This window comes from Bradyrhizobium sp. STM 3562, from assembly GCF_045571435.1.
Lineage (GTDB): Bacteria > Pseudomonadota > Alphaproteobacteria > Rhizobiales > Xanthobacteraceae > Bradyrhizobium.
This window is the reverse complement of sequence record NZ_CP120694.1, coordinates 1,711,145-1,727,659: the sequence shown is the minus strand read 5'-3', so window position 1 is coordinate 1,727,659 and position 16,515 is coordinate 1,711,145. Positions and strand designations below refer to the sequence as shown.

Below are 16,515 nucleotides of genomic sequence, written 5' to 3'. Positions count from 1 at the left end.
TTTGGGGCCTAAATCGCGGAGAGGCCGCCAGAATTCGGCGGCCTCCCCCTCAATCGACCGACAATCCCGAACCAGCCGGCGGTCAGAGCCGCTCCGGCCCACCATGGTCGCGATCCGGGCCCGGGCCGCCGTCATGGCCGTCATGCTCCATCCAACGGTGCCGCCAGCCCTCGCCGAACCGGTGGCCGTGACGGGTCAGCAGGGCAAGACGCCGCTTCTGGCCATCGTCGAGCGTCTTGTAGAGCGGATCGGCCGCGTCCGCGATCTTCTTCAAGGCCGCGGAGGTCGCCGCCAAGTCGTCAGCGCGCTGGCGCAGCCGCGCGACCGGATCGGGTGGCGTCTGCTGCTGATCCTGCGCCTCCTCGCGCGCCGTCATCCGCGCGTTCGCCCGATCAATCCGCATCTTGGCGAAATCCCGGACCGCGGCCTCGACCGGCGGCCACAGCTTTTCCTGATCGGGCGTCAGCTTCAATCCGGCGTGCACCGCGGCAATCCGCGCATCGACCAGCGCCGCCCGGTCCTCCGGGCTCAGCCGCATGTGCTGCATATGCTCACGGAACCAGCCCTGATGGGCGTACACCGCGGTCGACGCCGCGATGGCGAGCGCGGCCATACCGGCTACAGCAAACTTCCTCATAAGAACCTCCTTGGAAGAGTTCCCTTCAAGGATGGGCGCAGCAAGAGGTGCAATCAACTTACAGTTTGGACAGACTGCGCCCTCTTACCATGATGTAACCGAGACAGATCAAAGCATCGCCGCCTAGATCATGCCAAGCAGCTTGGGCAGCCACAGCGAAATCTCCGGCACGTAGGTAATCAGGCCGAGGAACGCCAGCATCGCGCACAGCCACGGCAACACCGCGATGGTGATCTCGCTGATCCCCATCTTGGCAATACTCGACGCAATATAGAGGTTGAGCCCGACCGGCGGATGACACAGCCCGACCTCGGTATTGACGATCATCAATATGCCGAGATGCACGGGATTGACGCCGAGCTTGGTCGCGAGCGGATACAGGATCGGGGCCATGATCAGGAGGATCGACGACGGATCCATGACATTCCCGGCCAGGAGCAGGATAACGTTGACGACCAGCAGGAACATCCACACCGAGAAATTCTTGTCGATGATCCAGGCCGCCATCGCCTGCGGAATCTGCTCGTGCGTCATCAGGAAGGAGAACAGCACCGCGTTGGTGATGATGTAGAGCAGCATCGAGCTCATGCTCGCCGCCTGCAGCAGCACCTTGGGCACTTCCGTGAGCTTCAGCTCCTTGTAGACGAACACCGTGATGAAGAAGGCATAGACCGCGGCGACGGCGGCGGCTTCGGTCGGCGTGAAGACGCCGCCATAGATGCCGCCCAGCACGATGCCGATCAGCAGCAGGCCCCAGAGGCTCTCGCGGAAGGCCGTGAACTGCTGGCCGATGGTCGCTCGCTTCATCCTGGGATAGCCGTTGCGATAGGCAACGAACCAGGTCACCGCGGCGAGCATCATCGCCAGTATGATGCCGGGCACGATGCCCGCCATGAACAGCGCGCCGATCGAGGTGTTGGTGGAGACGCCGTAGAGCACGAGGATGATCGAGGGCGGCACCAGGATGCCGAGCGCGCCCGAGGTCGAGATCACGCCGACGCCGAACCGCTTCGGGTACCCATAGTCCACCATCGCCGGCATCATGATCGACCCGATCGCGACCACGGTGGCGACGCTGGAGCCGGAGATCGCGGCAAACATCGCGCAGGCTGCGACGCCGGCAAGCCCGAGCCCGCCCGGCAGATGACCGACCAGCGACGTGGTAAAGGCGATCATCCGTCGCGCCACGCCGCCGCGCGTCAGGAACGTGCCGGCGAGGATGAAGAACGGGATCGCCATGATGCCGAAATTGTCGAGACCGGAGAATAATTTCAGGCCGACGCTCTCGATCGGCACTTCCGTCATGGTGAACAGGAAGGTGAGCACGGTCAGGCCGAGCGCAATCGAGATCGGCATGCCCGTCAGCATCAGGGCAAACAGAAGTCCGAAAATAAGGGCCGCGCTCATCAGGCTTCTCCGAGCGCGATCGGCGCTTTCGGGCTGACCTCGATGTCATCGACATGGGCAGCGTCATGATGCGGCAGGTCGCCGGTGCGGTAGTAGGCCCACATCACCTGCAGGAAGCGGAAGCACATCAGATACGATCCGAGCGGGATGCAGGCATAGACCAGCCAGCTCGGCAGCTCGAGGTCCGGCGAGACCTGGTCGGTGTGCATCAATTCGATGACGAATTTGGCGCCCATGGTGCCGACGATCGCGGTGAACAGCGCACCGCCGAACAGGCCGAACAGGATCACCCATTTCCGCCAGCGGTCGTTAAGCCGATTGATCAGCACATCGACGCCGACATGGATGCCGGTGCGCACGCCATAGGCCGCGCCGAACTTCGCCATCCAAATGAACATGTAAATGCAGAGTTCTTGCGACCAGGCGAGATTGATCCCGAACAGATAGGGATAGAGCAAGGGCACATCGACCAGAAAGCGATGCGCCACGGCGATGAAGGTGATCACCGTCGCCGCGCCCATCAGGCTTGCGATGATGATCTCCTCTAACCTGTCGAGAATGCGTAACAGCATCAGTGTCCCCTCTAGACAATCGGGCGGGTCGAGACCCGCCCGATCAGTATCTGTGGCGGCCGCGCCAGGCCGCGAATTGCGGGCCCCTCAGTTCATCGGACTGCGGCCGGTCTCCTTCAAAAACTCGTCGATCAGGGGCTGGCCGACGCGGGATGCGACCTCCTTGTAGACCGGCAGCATCGCCTTGCGCATCGCCTCGTTCTGCTCAGGCGTCAGCGTGACGATCTCGGTCTTGCCGGATTTCTTGATCGCTTCCAGCGCGTCGTCGTTTTCCTTGGCCGACTGGCTGTTGCCGTAATCGGTCGCTTCCTTCATCGCCTTCGACAGCTCGTCGCGAATGTCGCCCGGCAAGCCGTCCCAGAACTTCTTGTTCACGACCACGACGTAACCGATATAGCCGTGGTTGGTGACCGTGGCGTATTTCTGCACCTCATGCATCTTCTGGGTGTAGATGTTGGACCAGGTGTTCTCCTGCCCGTCGACAACGCCGGTCTGCAGCGCCTGATAGACGTCGGAGAACGCCATCACCTGCGGGATCGCGCCGAGCGCCCGGAACTGCGCTTCCAGCACCTTCGACGACTGGATGCGGAATTTCAGGCCCTTGTAGTCGGACGGCGCGACCAGCTTCTTGTTGGCGCTCATCTGCTTGAAGCCGTTGTCCCAATAGGCGAGACCGGTCATGCCCTTGCTGTCCAGAAGCTTCAGCAGCTTGGCGCCGAGCGGGCCGTCGGTAACTTTGCGCAGGCTCTGCAGATCCGGCAGGATGTAAGGCAGGTCGAAAACCTCGAACTCCTTGGTGCCGATCGGACCGAACTTGGAGTTGGACGGCGCCAGCATTTGCACGGCCCCTAACTGCAACGCCTCGAGTTCTTCCTTGTCCTTGTAGAGCGTCGAGTTCGGGTAGACTTCGACCTTCACCTTGCCATTGGTGTACTTCTCGGCGAGTTCCTTGAACTTGTCCGCCGCCTTGCCCTTCGGCGTGTCGGACGCCACCACGTGGCTGAACTTGATCACGATCGGCGAATCCGCGGCAACCGCCGGGCCGACCGAGACGAGCGCCGCAATCGATACGGCCGCCAAAACCAACTTACGCATATTTCCTCCCGCAACCTTGCGGGACGCGCGCCATTGCGCCCGCCCCCTGCTTTCAAGTCAGCGGCACCAATACAGAGAAGCAGTCTGGAATACCATTGCCCGTTAGAAGGATGCGTGGAAACCTTTGCTGCAACGCAAAACGCGACGCCGGGCGTCGCGTTTTTCCCGATTGTCATGCCGGGGCTGCTCGAAGACCAGACCCGGAATCTCGAGATTCCGGGCTCGATGCTGGCGCATCGCCCCGGAATGACGGCACCACAAATCAGCTTGCCGCGGCCGCAGCGGTCGGCAAATCGCGCTGGCGCTTCATCACGATCTTGTTGAGCGCGCCCAGATAGGCTTTCGCCGAAGCGACCAGCGTGTCCGGATCGGCGGCGCGGGCCGTCATCGATCTGCCGTCATGGGACAGCCGTACCGAGACCTCGGCTTGCGCGTCGGTGCCCTCCGTCACCGCATGCACCTGATACAGTTCGAGCTTGGCCTCGTGCGGCACAAGGGCCTTGATGCAGTTGAACACCGCATCGACCGGCCCGTTGCCCTCGGCCTCCTCGATGCGGGTCTGGCCATCGACGTCGAGCTTCATCGTGGCGCGCTGCGGCCCGTGGGTGCCGGCGATCACCGTCAGCGAGGTCAGCTTGATGCGGTCATGGGCGGCCGCAATCTCTTCGTCGAGCAGCGCCTCGATGTCCTCGTCGTAGATGTCCTTCTTGCGGTCGGCGAGCGCCTTCATCCGCACAAAGGCATCCTCGATCTGGTTGGCGCCTAACTTGTAGCCCATCTCCTCCAGCTTATGAACGAAGGCGTGGCGGCCGGAATGCTTGCCCAGCACCAGCGAGGACTGCTTCAAACCCACCATCTCGGGCCGCATGATCTCGTAGGTGGAAGCATCCTTCAGCACGCCGTCCTGATGGATGCCGCTCTCATGTGCGAACGCGTTCCGGCCGACGATCGCCTTGTTGTATTGCACCGGGAACGAGGTTGCGGCCGAGACCAGTTTCGAAGCGCCGGTCAGCTTGGTGGTGTCGATCTTGTTCCAGAACGGGAACTTGTCGTTACGGACGTTGATCGCCATCACGATTTCCTCGAGCGCGGCGTTGCCGGCCCGCTCGCCGATGCCGTTCACGGTGCACTCGATCTGCCGCGCGCCGCCCATGATGCCGGCCAGCGAATTGGCCACCGCCATGCCGAGGTCGTTGTGGCAATGGACGGAGAAAATCGCCTTGTCCGAATTGGGCACGCGCTCGATCAGGGTGCGCATGAAGTGGGTATATTCCTCCGGCACCGTATAGCCGACGGTATCAGGAATATTGACCGTGGTGGCGCCGGCCTTGATCACGGCCTCGACGATGCGGCAGAGGAAATCCATCTCGCTGCGGGTGCCGTCCTCGGCCGACCACTCGACATCGTCGATCTGGTTGCGCGCGCGGCTGACATTGGCGATCGATGTCTCGATCAGCTGCTCCGGGGTCATGTTGAGCTTGACCTTCATGTGCAGCGGCGAGGTCGCGATCACCGTGTGCACGCGGCCGCGCCTCGCGAACTTCACAGCTTCCGCGCAACGGTCGATGTCCTTGGGGTGCGCGCGCGACAGGCCGGCGATGACGGCGTTCTTGGAGCGGCGGGCGATCTCGCTCACGGCCTGGAAGTCGCCTTCGGAGGTGATGGGAAAGCCGGCCTCGATGACGTCGACGCCCATGTCGTCCAGCATTTCGGCCACTTCGAGCTTCTCCTCGAAGGTCATCGTGGCGCCGGGGCACTGCTCGCCATCGCGCAGCGTGGTATCGAAAATAATGACGCGGTCCTTTTCGGACTTGTTCACCTTAGTCATGTCGAAATTCCTTTTGGGTGGTGCGCCCTGTCCTGAGCGCTGAAGGGTCTTTGATCTCCAAAACCCCTGAGTGCCCAGGCGCATGCCGCCCAGCCGGCCCTCAGGGGCAGATAAGAAGCAGCCCGCCAATAAGGAGGGTGGGCAGGGACGCAGCGGCAATTGCTCCGGGACGAACGGCCAGCACCGTTTCCCCTGCAATTCCATCGATTTCGCTGCGAATCAGCATTGCCAGACCCTTGGAGCGGGAGGAATCGTCGGTCAAAACCGTTGACGCTTGGTTGCCGCGCCCGCTCCGTGCTGCTTTTCTAAACGAGAAAAGGGCCGAGCCGCAACGCCAAAGAAGGGTCAGTGTCACTGACCCGATTGGGATGGACCAGGCCTCCCGACAGGCCGCCACAGTCAACGAAACCGCGGCCCGGGCGGCCATTATGCACCGCCGCCAGTTAAGGCAGCGCCCTCTTTGTGATGCCAATCAATCGGACGGCCCGGCATCGGCGAGTGAGAAGCGCAATGGAAATGCAGCCCTTTGAGCAAGGATTGTTGCTTGGCCCGCCAAGTCGCGGGCCCGCGCTTCCGCATATACGCCGCAAGTGGCTTGCCCATCTCGATGAGCTTCCAGCATGATTTTCACGGCGTCGTCATGCGATTTTTCGAAGACTTCTTCCAAGATCGTTACGACGAATTCCATCGGAGTAACGTCATCGTTGGCGACAAGCACCCTGAGCATTCTTCCCCTCCCCACGCTTTCAATGGGCGGCGCTCTCAGCCGCCAGATAGGGAGGCGGCGTCTCGATTCCAAGCGGCAACGCTCGCAAGCGCCGCTGTCATCAAACATGCCTTCGCATTCTCGCGGCGCCCTGCACCCGAGTCTTACATCTCCTTGTCCCTCCAGAAATACAAGGGCGCAGGGAAGGCCGGGTGGCCGCTGCACCCGGGGCCTCCGCGCAAAAACATTGCGCGAAGCGCGCGTTGACCACAGGTACAGGCGGAAACACTCCGGCCTTCCCCGCGCAGTGGTTTACGGCTTACTCCGCGCTCTCCTCGGTGAGCCAGACTTTGTTGTCACCGTCATCAGCGCGATGCGAGAAGCATCGTCGCCAACTTAGCGCCAGCCTTGGGGCGCCAGGACCACACGGCTTCGCCGTCCGCAAAGAGCGCCGCTCGTCTGTCGGCACCTTCGCGTCCACCGCATTCCGCTCCACGTTCGTGACGACGCGTACGCCCCTTGCCGGTGCGGAACGCGCAAAAGGTGAGACCGATTCGCCCGACGCGGCAAGCCGACGGGATGCGGCACATTAACGCGACGGGCGAATCAAATCGCCGTCCCGGCGAAGGCCGGGGCCCATGACCAGGCGGTGGCTCTCTCAGCAGCGCGTCGGCCGGAATATCCTGACCGACACAGTCCCGCGGACGCGCCTCACGTTGCCGGACGCATTCGTGAGGGAGCGTGGCCGCGCAGGCCGAAGCCGAGCCCGATCCAGCTTATGCCCGCCACGATCAGATCGATGCCGAGGAACAGGCCGAGGATGTAGACGCTGTTGACGGGCCAGCGGGCCAGGATCAACAGTCCGAGCAGCAGGGTGATGACGCCGGAGATCGCCACCAGGACCCACGGTGCCTCCCGCTTCATGTTGAACGCGAGATAAAGCCGCACCACGCCGGAGGCGACCAGCGAAGCCCCGAGCAGCAGCGTCAGCACAACCGCGGCGAAGATCGGATTTTCGAAGGTGATGAAGCCGGCAATGATGTAGAGCACCCCTAGCAGCGCCCATAGCAGGAACTTGCCCCAGGTCTTGATCTGGAAGGCGTTGAAGACTTCGGCAATGCCGGCGATGATCATCATCACGCCGACGACGAAGACGCTCGCCACCGTTGCCAGCATCATGCTGCCGAGCGCAAAGAACCCGGCAACGACGTAAACGATGCCCAACGCAATGATCCAAGCCGACCCCGCGCGCAGCGGCGCCGTATCCGAACCTTGAGCATTTTGCAGAGTGTCTGAAGCATTGGTCACGACGGTCCTCCCTAAGAAAAACCTATCCGACACCAGCCAGCCCCGAGACACGCTAAGATAGCGAAGCAGTGATACTGCCGACAACACTTATTCTGGAGCGACCTCCCATTTTCTCCCGGCGGCGAATGTGTCCGCGACCCGGAACAGGGCAACCTTGCTGCTGATTTTGATCGAACGAGGCGAAAACGCCTTTGACTGGAATGTTGGTTCGAACACGCGAGGCAAAATCGGCCGCCATTCCGGTGCACGGGCGCCCGAGAATGGCGGCGGAGCGCTTCAAGCCCGCTGCGCTGCGCGCACCGGGCTGTCGAAGCAGCTTACAGGCGCGCTTCCAGCACCATGTTGAACGGCGTTTCGGCGGCGCGGCGAACGTGCGTAAAGCCGCCTTCCGTGATGACCTTGTTCAGGCGTGCCTCGCCGGCTTGCGCGCCGAGCGCAAGGCCGACTTCCTGGGCGAGAGAAGCCGGGGTGCAGACCACGGTCGATGCCGCATAGAAGACGGCGCCGACGGGATTAAAGTTCTCTTCAAGCCTGTCGTGCGCGAAGGGTTCGACGACCATCCACGTTCCATCGGGCTTCAGAGTCTCGCTGACGTGGCGCGCCGCGCCGACGGGATCGCCCATGTCGTGCAGGCAATCGAAGAAGCAAACGAGGTCGAACTCCTTGGCGGGGTATGTCTTGGCGGTGCCGACCTCGAAACTGATGCGGTCTGCCACGCCTTCCCTCGCCGCAGCCTGCCGCGCCGCCTCGATCGAGGCCGGGTGATAGTCATAGCCGAAGAACCTTGCATTCGGAAACGCCTTCGCCATCAGAATGGTCGAGGCGCCATGGCCGCAGCCGACATCCGCGACGCGGGCACCGCGCTCGAGCTGGGCGACGACGCCGTCCAGCGCGGGCAGCCATTCGTTGATCAAATGATGATTATAGGCGGGCCGGAACACGCGCTGCGTCCCGCAGAACAGGCAGCCATTGTGCTCATGCCAGGCCAGCTTGCCGTCGGCTCGGAAGGCGTTGACGATTTTCGGCGTATCGTCGAACAGGCCGCGTGCGACATCAAAGAAGCCAGCCAGAAACACCGGGCTGTCTTCGTCGGCGAAGACCATCGCCTGTTCGGGCGACAGTGAGAATGCGCCGCTCTCCTTGTCATAGCTGACATAGCCCTGGGCCGCCTGCGCGGAGAGCCATTCGCGGATCAGCCGCTCGGAGGTGCCGGTCTGCTTCGCGAGCGCGGCCGACGTGATCGGTCCAGACGTTGCAAGCTCCTTGTACAAGCCGAGTTGGTCCCCGACATGGACCAGGACGGAGTTGGTCACTGCCGCCAGGTCGCCGAGCATGCGGCCGACAAAGACATTGAGCTTTTCCGGATCGACGGTTTGGGCAATCTCAGGCATGGTTCCCTCCTGATGCATATGGATGCGAGCGGTGCTCCGTTGCGGACACGTCGTCGGCACGGCACGGGACCATCATTGACGCCGGCAGGTGCGCCAGGTTGCGCAGGGCCGCTACCGCATTGTCTCGCCCGTTTGGCAAAACAGTTCGATTGTCACGAACGACCCTGCAGAGGACGAAGACAGCCACGGTGGGCAATCCCACGCACGGCGTCCTCCCACGTGTCGATCGGCGCGGCCGTTGTTCGGCCTGTGGCTTGAATTGCCGTTCACCGGCAGGGCTCTACCGATACTGACGGCATTGCCGCCTACCGATGTGTCTGGCCACGTCAGGCGCGGTTCACGTGATCACGACAAAGTGCCGCAGCGTAAGCCGGCCTATCCCGCCGGCACGCGCTCAAGGAACCAGGTAGTGCTTGTCCCATTCCTGCCGCGGCACAAAGGTACCGAGCGTGTACTCGAATGTCTTGATCTTCAATCCATCGTCGCTGGTTTCGCAGCGATAGGCAAAGTGATACCAGGCGCCGCGACTGCGCACCGCCGCACCCGCAGCAGCGATGCTGTGGCCGCGGATGACCGGATCCGCGAAGGCGTAGGCGACCAACTCATCGGGTTTGAAATTCGGGTGCTCGCGGCCAAGCGCCCCCATCGCGCGCGCATTGCAACGCTGCTCTATCCGCGTCTCGGGCGCCAATGAGAGCATTTGTTCGTCGTTCGATTTTGCGGCGTGCACCAGCGAGGGCAGAGCGAGCGCCGTCAGTCCGATCACCTTGTAGGAAAGCTTCACAGTTCGATCCGAAAATTTGGATGCGCCTGCCGCACGCGGTCTCGGCGACCACGCAACGCGGCATCGTCGCGCGCTTCACGACGCACGAGCGACCGCCATCTTTTGGCTGTCGTGTCACCGCCTGACAATTACTTTCTTTCGATTCGACCGTTCTGTTCGTTAGATGTCCGGCGGGCGAGGAGGCGTTGAGCTTGGCATGCAGGCTCCGCGCAACAGGTTTTTGCGAACCTTTGGCTCATCCGCATGGCGCTCTCGCAAAAATTGGATCTCTCAGATGCACAGACCCAGCAGCTTGACGTGGCACTCGGCGGCCGGCGCCGTGGCGTGCGCCACCACGGGCCTTTCCTTCTTGATCTTGCCCTTGGGCAGCTTGGGCTGCTTCGGCTCGTAGTCGCCGGCGATCTCCATTGCCCAATAGGTGCGCTTGCCGCTGGCATCCTTGGCGCTGGCGATGCCGACACGGGAGGCGTTGTGCAGCAGAAGGTTCTTGCGATGCTCGCTGGAGTTGATCCACTGCTCCAGCGTTTTGTCGAAGGTCGGATAGCCATAGGCGATGTTCTCGGCGGCGCGTCCCGCACGCGACGGCGCGATGCGCGAGGAGAACGAGCCGAGCACCTCGTGGCTGAGTTGGTCCTTGGCCGCCATCGCTTTCGCCTGCTCGAGCGCGATGCGGTTGAGGGTGGCGTCCGTGGTGACGCTCACCTCGCCATGCTTGAGGCGAAAGTTCGAGATCTGCTCGGCGGGTGATGGCTCGGCGGCGGAGGCCGAATGCGCTGATAAGGTCAACACTGACGCTGCGATCAGCGCTCGCGCAAATTGCGCTGCCATTGATACCCCCATCCCCATCTTTTCCGCCAGCTAGCGCTGACGCGTGCTCGTCAAACCCAATTCGGCGCCGGTATCGAACCGTCATCCAGAGGAGGCCGCAACGCGGCCGTCTCGAAGGATGAACGGCCCCGCTGCGAGAGCCGGGCCGTCGCCTTCGAGGCTCGCGGAGCCGGTCATCGGGCCGCGCTTTGCGCGGACCCGGTGGCGAGCACCTCAGCGGTGACGGATAGGCTGGTTGCCCTCGATCAGACCGACGTTCTTTGCTCTTCGCCATGTTCGGGGCGAAACGAGGGCACCGCAGTCAAAACGACGGCACCCGAGACCGGGGCTGCCGATCTGCCATCCCGAAACGAGGGTTGTGCACTGCAGCACGGACGGTAAGAATGTTTCAAACGTAACGCTGGAATACGGAACTTGCCGCGTGGCCGATGTCAATGCTGACGCCTCAATTCAGATCTCCTCTGAGGTATCTAAACACCATCCCATGGGTTTCACCGAGTTCGTCGTCGTGATCGCTGCGATCATGGCGCTGAACCCGCTGGCCATGGACATGATGCTGCCGGCCCTGCCGAACATCGGTTCGACCTTCGGTATCGCGGTTGCGAACCGCCTGCAGATGGTGCTGTCGGCGTTTCTGATCGGCTTCGGGCTCGGCCAATTCATCATCGGCCCCCTCTCCGACAGTTTTGGCCGCCGGCCGGTACTGCTGGGCGGCATGGTCGTCTACGCCATCGCCAGCGTGCTGGCGGTCGCGGCGCCCTCGTTCGAGACCTTGCTGCTGGCGCGGGCGCTGGAGGGGCTCGGCACATCGGCAACCCGTGTGATCGCCACGTCCGTCGTCCGCGACTGCTATGCCGGCCGCCGCATGGCGAGCGTGGTGTCGCTGGCGATGATGGTGTTCATCGCCGTGCCCGTGATCGCGCCCTCCTTCGGGCAGGCGGTGATGCTGACGACGCATTGGCGCGGCATCTTCGTGGTGCTGATGGCCTACGGCCTGGTGGCGCTGTGCTGGAGCTGGCTCCGATTGCCCGAGACGCTGCCGGTCACCGAGCGCAAGGTATTTTCGATTTCCGAGGTGATCGATGCCTACCGGCAGACCGTAACCAACCGGCAGACGCTGGGCTACGCGCTGGCGGCCGGCGGCATCCAGGGCGCCCTGTTCGCCTACGTCTTCTCCGCGCAGCAGGTGTTCACCGGCGTCTACAAGCTCGGCCACTATTTTCCGCTCGCCTTTGCCGCCGCAGCAAGCGGCGTGGCCGTTGCCGGCTTTCTCAATGCGCGCCTGGTGGGGCGCATCGGCATGCGCGTGATGTCGCACAGCGCGCTGATCGGCTTTCTCTGCGTCGCGGTCATCATGTTCGTGGCGGCGAAGCTCGGCGCCCTGCCCCTGCCGCTGTTCATGATCCTGTCGGCGCTCCTGATGTTCGCGTTCGGGCTGATGATCGCGAATTTCACCGCGCTGGCGATGGAGCCGCAAGGCCATATCGCGGGCACCGCCTCCTCGCTCTACGGATCGATCACAACCTTGCTGGGCATCAGCATCGGCGTCGTCATTGGCCAGGACTATGACGGCACGTTGCTGCCGTTTGCCACCGGCTTTCTGCTCTGCACGCTGGCGACGCTTGCGGTCGTCGCCATCACGGAAAAGGGCAGGCTCTTCAAGCCGCATCATCACGCCGTGTAGGCGCTCACGCCGTCATGCCCGGGCTTGTCCCCGGCCATGCACGTCTTGGGCTCCAAAAGGAAAGGCGTGGATGCCCGGGTCAAGCCCACGGCTGTCCGGTTGAGAGTTAGCATAGAGCAAGGCTCATCTGTTGCTGATCTTGAAGGAGCGGTGGCGGATCGAGCAGATTGTGGATTGATCTGCGGTGCAAGAGGTTGGCGCGGACCAACCTGGCGAAGACGAGCGGGCTTCGGACGGCTTTTTGGGCAGCTTGAGCCAGACGTAGCAGCAGGAAGGCGATCAGAGCGACGGCGATCTGGATGCGCACCGCATTCTCGGAGGTGCCGACGAAGCGGGTGATCTTCAAGGTTTGCTTGACCCAGCGGAAGAACAGCTCGATGGCCCAGCGCCGGCGATAGAGCTCGGCGATTTCCTCGGCGGGGGCATCGAGATCGTTCGACAGGATGCGCAGGACCTTGCCGGTGTCGGTCCTGACCCGCACCTCGCGCACGGCATCCTGCATCGGATTGCGGCGGCTCTTGGCCTGGCGCGCGGGCAAGAAGCCGATACGGTCGGAGAGGATGTTGCTGGTGGGAACGACCGCAAGCTCCTCGATGACGTCCAGCGGCGTATTGGATTTGAAGCGGGTGACGATCCGGCATCCGGCGGCATCAAGCGCGGCCCACCAAAGATAGTCGTAATAGCCGAGATCGAAGACATAGGTCGCACCCGGCTCGACCGGCATCTGATGGGCTGCCGTGATATCGTTGACATTGGCCGCGGTGACCGCCGCATAGATCGGCTGATCGGCGTCGGCGTCGTAGATCACATGCACCTTGGCGCCGCAGACGCCGGCCGAAAACTGCGCCCAGTCGGCACTATATCTGTTCAGCCGCACGCTGGTGGCATCGATCAGATAGACCGCCTCGGCCATATTGCGGCGCAAGCCACGGTGGGCCTGCTTCATCATCAACTCCAGCAGCCCGGTAAACACCGTGAAAGGCCGGTTGGCGTTGGCGTCGGACAAAGTTGATCGCCGGACCGGCGCTGCGCCAAGGTGGTAGAGCCGCGCCTCATGGCTCGAAAGAGCCGTCACAATCTCGCGCAGCCCCGCCGCCCCCGAAAGTTGGCCGTACAGCAATGCCAGGAACTGCACCTTGGTCGGCAGCCGCCGCACGCGCGCATCCGCATCATGTCCTTCCACAAGCGCTTCAAACCGATGCCACGGCACGAGCTTCAGAACCTCGCGGAATACTGTATTGTGATGCGGCATGGCGCTGATCTCCTGTCGTGTCCCGGAACGCTTGCAGACGTCCAGAACAGACTAGAATCAACGCCATGCGCCTTGTCCACAAATTCTAAACCGGACAGCCGTGGGTCAAGCCCGGGCATGACGACCTAACTTTTTGGCCGCCTTCTGCGTCTCACGCTTCAGCCCGCGCGTGCTCTCGTCCTCCAGCGCCTTGCGCACGCGCTTGAACTCCTCGATCGACGTCTTGTCCGCGCGCGGGAATTTCAGGTCGAGCCCCTCGAGCGTCCTGACGATCACGGAGCCGATCACGACGCGCGCGAACCATTTGTGATCGGACGGCACGACGTACCAGGGCGCCAGCGGCGTCGAGGTGTCACGAACGATATCCTGATAAACGGCCTGATACCGGTTCCACCACGCGCGCTCGGTAACGTCGTCCATGGAGAACTTCCATATTTTGGCCGGCTGGTCCAGCCGATCGAGAAAGCGCTGACGCTGCTCCTCTCTTGAGATGTTGAGGAAGAATTTCAGGATCACGGTGCCGTTGCGCGCGAGATAACGCTCGAAGGCGACGATGTCCTCGAAGCGCTCGCGCCAGATGTTCTTGGTGATCAGCTTTGACGGGAGTCTTTCGTTCTCGAGGAGTTCCGGATGCACCCGCGTTATCAGGCAGTCCTCGTAATAGGATCGGTTGAAGATGCCGATGCTGCCGCGCTTCGGCGTCGCGATCATGCTGCGCCAGAGATAACCATGCTTGAGCTCGTGGGAGGTCGGCTGTTTGAATGACGTGACCTCGCAGCCCTGCGGATTGACATCTTCGAAGATGTGCTTGATCGTCGAGTCCTTGCCGGCCGCGTCCATTCCCTGCAGCACGACCAGCACCGACCAACGGTCCTGGGCGTAAAGTTTTTCCTGGAAGTCACGCAAGCGCACCTGGTTGGCCGCCACGATCTTTTCCGCTTCCTGCTTATCGAGCCCGCCCTTCTCATTGGTCTTGAACGACTTGAGGTGAAACCGTGCCGAACCGTCGACGCGGAACGGCGTGATGAAGCGGTCGAGCTCGGAAAGAGATCGCGAAGGCTTTTTGTTCATATGACCGAATCCGCATCCACTTGCTTTTTGTCGTCCCGGCGAAAGCCGGACCCATAACCACAGGCTTTCGTTTGTTACAAAAGGTCGTCTGCCGCATGAGGCCACGGATAGAGTCCCCGGCATGGGTCCTGGCTTTCGCCAGAACGACAATAACAACTAACCACCAAACTGCCGTTCGAGAAACGCGGTGACGAACCGCGGCATGTTGCCGTTGAGATCGCTCCGGCTGCGCACCAGGTGCACGGCGGTGAGCTCGGGGTGGGTTTGCCGCGCGAGGTTGGCCTCGATCCGCGCGCGGACCGCCTCGCCCGGCAAATCGAGCTGCAACGTCCTCATCAGGGCGATGGTGGCGCCGATCACCACGCAGTCCCAATACGGCGCGGCGCGATAGTCGGATGGCCGGAGGCCGGTCTCTTCCTCGATCTCGCGCGCCACATTGCCGGCGAGATCAAGCGCGTCGCCCTTGACGTCCTCGAGGTCAGGCGTGCCCGCAGGAAAATAGATGCGGCCGGCATTGGCCGTATGCCCGCCCATCTCGCCGAGCACGAAGGCGCCGTCCGAGCAGCGCAGCGCGCCCATGCCGAAGCCGTTGAAGGCCTCGCGGTCCGGAAAGCCCCAATCCCGCCAGGCGAGCAGGCTCGCGAAGTCGATCTCGAAATAATTGGCCGAAAACCGCCCGCCGTCGAAGGCGGGCCGGCGTCCGAGCAGCACCCGGCCGTTCCAGAGCCTTGGCTTGTCGCGCTTGGTTGCGGCGAAATGCGCATCGATCTCGCCGCGGCGCACGATCGAAAACGGCCAAGTCCAGGGCTCGACCTTGAGGTCGATCGCCGTGACGCGATGGATCAGCGGAACCGTCATGCCGCTATTTCGCGCCCATCCCGGTCGTCTTCCTGGCCTGATCGACGAACTTGTTGGTGAAGGTCTTGGCGACGTCGACATGAGCGCTCGCCACTTCCGGCGAACCTTCGCTGAACACCGCGAGCACCGCATCGGCGCCCTTGGGGTCCATCCTGCCCGTCTCCGAATACATCGGGATGGTGTTCTTCAGCGCCGCGAGATAGAGCGCCTTGTCCTTGCCGACCATCTCCTCCGGCATCTTGGCCATGATGTCTTCCGCGGAATGGGAATGAATCCAGGCGAGCGTGGAGAGGATCGCGTTGGTGAGCGCCTGCGCCTCCTTCTCATGCGATGCGACCCACGCCGCGGTCGAATAGAGCGCGCCGCCGGGATATTCGCCGCCGAACATGGCGAGCGTGTCCTTCTGCGTGCGGGTGTCGGCGAGAATCTTCAAGTCCGCATGCGCGCCCTGCAGCACGGTGACGGAAGGGTCCAGCATCACGGCGGCATCGATCTGCCCCTGCTCCATCGCGGCCACGGCGGTTGCACCCAGGCCGACTCCGATCACGGCGGCGCTGGTGGGATCGAGGCCATTCTTCTTCAGGACATATTTGAGGAAGAAATCGGTCGAGGAGCCCGGCGCGGATACGCCGACTTTCTTGCCGGCGAGATCCTTGATCGAATTGATCTCCTTGGTGTGCGCGGGAGAGACCACCAGAACCAAGCCGGGATAGCGGTCATAGACGACGAAGGCCTGCAGCTCCTGTTTCCTAGCGGCGAGATTGACGCAATGGTCGAAATAGCCTGATACCACGTCGGCGCTGCCGCCGAGCACGGCTTTCAATGCGTCCGAGCCACCCTTGAGATCGACCAGATCGACGTTGACGCCGGCCTTGTCGAACTCGCCGAGCTGTTTCGCCAGCACCGTCGGCAGATAGCACAGGCAGGCCCCGCCGCCGACCGCGATGGTGATCTTGCTTTCCGCGGCTGCGAGCGGCGAGGCGAGAGCCAGCGCGAACAACATCGCTGCAAACCGGCCAAATAGCTTCTTCATTGTTTCCTCCATTCGCCTGGCTGCAAGATAGAGCAGCCCAAGAGGATTGAGAAGGCCGCTT

15 protein-coding genes are annotated in these 16,515 nt (G+C 62.6%); 1 reads left to right on the top strand and 14 read right to left on the bottom strand.

Annotation, left to right across the window (positions count from 1 at the left end):
- Positions 1 to 82: 82 nt before the first annotated feature.
- The 10 genes from P6U23_RS07920 to P6U23_RS07875 form a co-directional block, all read right to left on the bottom strand.
- Positions 83 to 637 (bottom strand): Spy/CpxP family protein refolding chaperone, encoded by a 555-nt coding sequence (locus P6U23_RS07920; protein ID WP_407178996.1) that lies wholly within the window; start codon positions 635 to 637, stop codon positions 83 to 85.
- A 123-nt stretch (positions 638 to 760) separates the two neighbouring features.
- Positions 761 to 2,044: a TRAP transporter large permease gene (locus P6U23_RS07915; RefSeq protein WP_024511232.1), complete on the bottom strand. Its 1,284-nt coding sequence runs from the start codon at positions 2,042 to 2,044 to the stop codon at positions 761 to 763.
- Positions 2,044 to 2,616: a TRAP transporter small permease gene (locus tag P6U23_RS07910; protein WP_407178995.1), complete on the bottom strand. Its 573-nt coding sequence runs from the start codon at positions 2,614 to 2,616 to the stop codon at positions 2,044 to 2,046. The genes P6U23_RS07915 and P6U23_RS07910 overlap by 1 nt, the downstream gene beginning before the upstream one ends.
- An 87-nt stretch (positions 2,617 to 2,703) precedes the next feature.
- Positions 2,704 to 3,711 carry a TRAP transporter substrate-binding protein gene (locus tag P6U23_RS07905; RefSeq protein ID WP_407178994.1) on the bottom strand — a complete coding sequence of 336 codons (1,008 nt, stop codon included), beginning with the start codon at positions 3,709 to 3,711 and terminating at the stop codon, positions 2,704 to 2,706.
- A gap of 262 nt (positions 3,712 to 3,973) precedes the next feature.
- Positions 3,974 to 5,539, bottom strand: coding sequence for a 2-isopropylmalate synthase (locus tag P6U23_RS07900; protein WP_407178993.1), 1,566 nt, complete (start codon positions 5,537 to 5,539; stop codon positions 3,974 to 3,976).
- A gap of 472 nt (positions 5,540 to 6,011) precedes the next feature.
- Entirely contained in the window at positions 6,012 to 6,266 is a 255-nt protein-coding gene (locus P6U23_RS07895; RefSeq protein WP_407178992.1) for an ATP-dependent Clp protease adaptor ClpS, read from the bottom strand.
- A gap of 690 nt (positions 6,267 to 6,956) precedes the next feature.
- Positions 6,957 to 7,553 carry an HdeD family acid-resistance protein gene (locus tag P6U23_RS07890; RefSeq protein ID WP_407178991.1) on the bottom strand — a complete coding sequence of 199 codons (597 nt, stop codon included), beginning with the start codon at positions 7,551 to 7,553 and terminating at the stop codon, positions 6,957 to 6,959.
- Positions 7,554 to 7,870: 317 nt separating this feature from the next.
- Positions 7,871 to 8,944, bottom strand: a complete 1,074-nt coding sequence (locus P6U23_RS07885; RefSeq protein ID WP_407178990.1) for a class I SAM-dependent methyltransferase — start codon at positions 8,942 to 8,944, stop codon at positions 7,871 to 7,873.
- 394 nt (positions 8,945 to 9,338) lie between these two features.
- Positions 9,339 to 9,728 carry a DUF930 domain-containing protein gene (locus P6U23_RS07880; RefSeq protein WP_407178989.1) on the bottom strand — a complete coding sequence of 130 codons (390 nt, stop codon included), beginning with the start codon at positions 9,726 to 9,728 and terminating at the stop codon, positions 9,339 to 9,341.
- A 270-nt stretch (positions 9,729 to 9,998) separates the two neighbouring features.
- Positions 9,999 to 10,556 carry a CAP domain-containing protein gene (locus P6U23_RS07875; protein WP_407178988.1) on the bottom strand — a complete coding sequence of 186 codons (558 nt, stop codon included), beginning with the start codon at positions 10,554 to 10,556 and terminating at the stop codon, positions 9,999 to 10,001.
- 421 nt (positions 10,557 to 10,977) lie between these two features.
- Here P6U23_RS07875 and P6U23_RS07870 point away from each other — a divergent pair, with 421 nt between their 5' ends.
- A complete protein-coding gene (locus P6U23_RS07870; RefSeq protein WP_407178987.1) occupies positions 10,978 to 12,240 on the top strand; it encodes a multidrug effflux MFS transporter in 1,263 nt (420 codons plus the stop codon).
- Between the two features lie 106 nt (positions 12,241 to 12,346).
- On the opposite strand, the gene P6U23_RS07865 is transcribed toward P6U23_RS07870, so the two are convergent.
- The 4 genes from P6U23_RS07865 to P6U23_RS07850 form a co-directional block, all read right to left on the bottom strand.
- Positions 12,347 to 13,492 carry an IS4 family transposase gene (locus P6U23_RS07865; protein WP_407176029.1) on the bottom strand — a complete coding sequence of 382 codons (1,146 nt, stop codon included), beginning with the start codon at positions 13,490 to 13,492 and terminating at the stop codon, positions 12,347 to 12,349.
- A 105-nt stretch (positions 13,493 to 13,597) separates the two neighbouring features.
- Positions 13,598 to 14,563, bottom strand: a complete 966-nt coding sequence (locus P6U23_RS07860) for a polyphosphate kinase 2 family protein (protein ID WP_407178986.1) — start codon at positions 14,561 to 14,563, stop codon at positions 13,598 to 13,600.
- A 156-nt stretch (positions 14,564 to 14,719) separates the two neighbouring features.
- Positions 14,720 to 15,421: an NUDIX hydrolase gene (locus P6U23_RS07855; protein WP_407178985.1), complete on the bottom strand. Its 702-nt coding sequence runs from the start codon at positions 15,419 to 15,421 to the stop codon at positions 14,720 to 14,722.
- Between the two features lie 4 nt (positions 15,422 to 15,425).
- Positions 15,426 to 16,454, bottom strand: coding sequence for an ABC transporter substrate-binding protein (locus P6U23_RS07850; protein WP_407178984.1), 1,029 nt, complete (start codon positions 16,452 to 16,454; stop codon positions 15,426 to 15,428).
- Between the last annotated feature and the right edge of the window lie 61 nt (positions 16,455 to 16,515).